General features: G+C 37.8%; 2 protein-coding genes. Both read left to right on the forward strand.

Annotated elements, in window-relative coordinates; translation table 11 throughout:
- On the forward strand, window positions 1-326 hold a 326-nt coding region (locus tag DWW68_RS13620; protein ID WP_199669485.1), incomplete at its 5' end, for a hypothetical protein.
- A gap of 363 nt (window positions 327-689) precedes the next feature.
- Window positions 690-3,625 (forward strand): CARDB domain-containing protein (locus DWW68_RS11375; protein WP_199641197.1); only part of this gene is annotated, 2,936 nt, incomplete at its 3' end.

Below are 3,625 nucleotides of genomic sequence, written 5' to 3' on the forward strand. Positions count from 1 at the left end.
CAGAAAATGTTAAGTTCGGATCATCAGACACAGCAACATACTTTGTAAGAACAACACTGTTTGGAGCAAACACAGCAAAAGAATACTCAGCACAGTATAAGGTAAGAGCATATGCAGAGCTTAGTGATGGAACATATGTATACAGCAAGGTAAGCTCATACTCAGTATATGACATAGCAGACACATTGTATTCAAACAAGATGATGAATACAATCACAGCCCATGATTACCTTTACAACAACATCCTTAAGGTTGTAAACCCTGATTATGCACAGGTTGATTACAATTGGAGTAACACAGTTGTTGATGTATCAACTGTACAGTAATAAAAAACATTCAAAGTTTTAAAAGGAAGGGATAATGCCCGGTGACATAGTTGTCGGGTGTTATTCTTTCCTTTTTATTATTTAATATCGGTTATTAAATAATGATATATTTAAGAAAAATGATATTACTTAAAACATATTAAAACACATATTTTGTATAAAGAGCGCATAATAACGATTTTTTACGTAAAATAAATGCAAATATAGTATAAATATATAACACTTGTGCAAAATGCACAAAATAAATGCGAAAAATATGTGAAAAAAATTAGTTTTAAACAAATTGACAAAAAACTTTAGTCGTGTTAAGTTTAGTTTAACGTTAAACGCATAGTGGTTTTATTTTAAAAGGGAGAAGTATTTATGAGAAGAAGTATCAAAAAAGCATGTGCATTAGTATTAGCATGTGCAATGACATTTCAACCTGTAAACGGCTATTTTGGAAGCAGACAGGTTAATGCAGTTGGCGTGGCAGATAAGTTCGAAATACCTGCAACCAGTGCAAGTGGCAGAGTGGGGGCAGAAATGCCATACACAAGATATGATTCAACAGTAGCTACTCTTGGGGGTGGAGCGACACTTAAGACTTCAGTAGACTGGGCTAAGAGCAATATTGCAACACAGGCATCAGAGCAGTCTTACGTGGCACTTCCAAGTAATGGTTCATATGCTGAGTGGACTATGAACACAACAGGTTCAGGTGTAACTATGAGATTTACAATGCCTGATTCATCAGATGGTATGGGTATTAAAGGTTCAGTTGATGTATATGTAAACGGCACTTATGCACAGACAGTTAACCTTAATTCATATTGGATGTGGCAGTATTTCTCAGGTGGAAGCCCAAGTGATACACCGGGAGGAACAGGATGTTTCGCATTTGATGAGGTTCATTTTAAATTAGATAAACAATTAAAAGAAGGAGATAGAATTCGTATTCAGAGTACAGGCGCAAGCGGAGTTGAATACGGTGTTGACTTCCTTGAAATTGAAAATGTACCAAATCCTATAGAGCAGCCTGATAATTCAGTTAACGTAGAGGATTACGGTGCTATTCCTGATGATGGAATTGATGATTTAGATGCAATCAGAGCAGCTGTAAGAGATGCAGATGCAAACAATATGGATGTATACTTCCCTGAAGGAACATTTCATTTAAGAGGTATGTGGAACATTGGATGTTCTAACATGAAGATTACAGGTGCCGGAATGTGGTATACAAACCTTCAGTTTACCAGCTCAAAAGCTTTTGGTGGTGGTATCTCAGGTGGTAACCCAAATGCCGGTGATGGAACATCAGGTGATGGTTATTGTAAGAACCTTGAATTTTGTAATATGTACATTAATTCAAACCTTCGTTCAAGATATGGTGAAAATGCAGTATATAAATGTTTTATGGATATATTTGCAGATGGAACAGTAATCCATGATGTATGGGAAGAACATTTTGAATGTGGTTTCTGGTTTGGTGATTACAATGGTGCACTTGATTATAGCGATGACGTTAAAGTAGTAAATTGTAGAATTAGAAATAACTTAGCTGACGGTGTTAACTTCTGTCAGGGTACCAGCAATGCTGCTGTTTACAATTGTTCAATAAGAAACAATGGTGACGACGGTCTTGCTATGTGGAATAACACATATATGAATGCAAAGGATGAAAAAGGAAACATATTTGCATATAACACAATTGACTTTGTTTGGAGAGCCGGTGGTATAGCTATCTACGGTGGTGACGGACATAAGATTTATAATAACTACATATGTGATATGTTTATGGCATCAGGTATTCATTTGAATACAACATTCCCGGGTTATAAGTTTGGCAACACTACAGGAATATCATTTGATAACAATATTCTTGTAAGATGTGGTACAAACTCAGACAGCTGGGGAGAAGATTTATCGGCTATTGATATTAAGCAGGGTGTTAAAAATGTAACATTCAACAATACACAGATTTATGATTCACCATTTACAGCTATTAGAATTTTAGACAATAACTGTAGTGGAATTACATTTAACAATACAAAGATTTTTGGTGCAGGTCTTTCAGGACAGGACATTACGTTCTCATGTAATACACATTCACCTGTCGCAATTAGAGAGCCGGCTGGTTCAAGCGTTAAATTTAACGGACTTGAAATTGCAGGTATCCGCCCTGATAAGTATGCAAATAATGCAGGTCAGGCAAATACAACATGGCCATACTGGACAGACAGACAGACACCACAGAACATTGCAGGAAACAGCACAGTTACAGTATACGACGAAGATACAACATACGTTGTTCCTGGATATCCAAATGCCGTAAACGGTGAGCAGGGTGGTGGAATAGTTAATCCACTTGATGGAATTACAGGATATGATCTTATTGTAACAGGTCTTGCGTGGGCTAATGCAGACGGTTCATCAGTTCTTAAACATGGTGATAAAGTAACATTTACAATGCAGATTAAGAATGATAGTAATGTTGACATACCTGAGGGTGTTACAATTCCTGTTAAGGTTTCAATTGATGGCTCAACATCACTTAAATACACAAAATTTAAGTCAGGACTTAAGGCAGGGGCTACAGCAGCCATTACACTCACAAATACATGGTCAGCTACAAAGGGTGGTCATACAGTTGAGGCAGTTGTTGATGATTCAAACAAGTTACCTGACGAATTAAATGAAAATAACAATACAAGAACAAAGAAAATAAATGTTGCTGATACAGGTTCAAGCACAACTGTTAAAAGAGTAACAGGTGGTGGAGATCTGGTAGTAACAGATATTACATATGGACAGGATAAGATTGCAACAGGAGATAAGCTTCAGTTTACAGCAACAGTAGTAAATGCAGGTGATACGGCAATTGCCGCAGGTACAAAGATTGGTGTACAGTTCCAGATTGATGGAAAAGCATATCCATCACCTATTACATGGAGTGATACATATAACTCAGGATTACAGCCGGGAGAAAGCGTACAGCTTACAGCTAACGGCGGTAATGGTTCAGATGGTGCATACTGGACAGCAGAAGAAGGCACACATACAGTAACAGCATGGGTTGATGACAGCGGATTGATTAGTGAAGTAGATGAAAGTAACAACAAAACAACTATTTCATTGCAGGTTCCATTTGGAGGAACACAGTATTTTGATAATCCTGACAGCCCTGACGACTTTGCAGGAACAGGTGGTGGTGAGGAACAGCCTACAAAGCCGACTCCTACTACAGCAGCACCTACACAGAAGCCAACAGAGGCTCCAACACAGGCACCTACGGTAGCACCGACACAGAAACCGACAGA

The organism is Eubacterium sp. AF16-48 (assembly GCF_003479405.1).
Classification (GTDB): domain Bacteria; phylum Bacillota; class Clostridia; order Lachnospirales; family Lachnospiraceae; genus Eubacterium_G; species Eubacterium_G segne.